Source organism: Tritonibacter sp. SIMBA_163 (genome assembly GCF_046535935.1).
GTDB classification, from domain to species: domain Bacteria; phylum Pseudomonadota; class Alphaproteobacteria; order Rhodobacterales; family Rhodobacteraceae; genus Epibacterium; species Epibacterium scottomollicae.
On the sequence record NZ_JAWJBP010001545.1, the window covers coordinates 1 to 229 of the forward strand.

Genomic DNA, 229 nt, shown 5'->3' on the forward strand with positions numbered 1-229 from the left:
GAAGCACTCCGTGGCTCGCCTGATCGGCGCCCCTCCCGGTTATGTGGGCTATGAAGAGGGCGGTTACTTAACGGAAGCCGTGCGCCGCAAGCCCTACTCGGTGCTGTTGCTGGATGAGGTGGAGAAAGCACACCCAGATGTGTTCAATATCCTGCTGCAGGTGCTGGAAGATGGCCGCTTGACCGATGGCCAGGGTCGTACCGTCGACTTCCGTAACACGGTGATTGTG

General features: G+C 59.4%; 1 protein-coding gene. It reads left to right on the forward strand.

All coding sequences use genetic code 11. From position 1 onward, the window contains the following. Positions 1 to 229, forward strand: a 229-nt coding sequence (locus tag R0J92_RS27465; protein ID WP_411054007.1) for an AAA family ATPase, incomplete at both ends; no start/stop codon positions are given.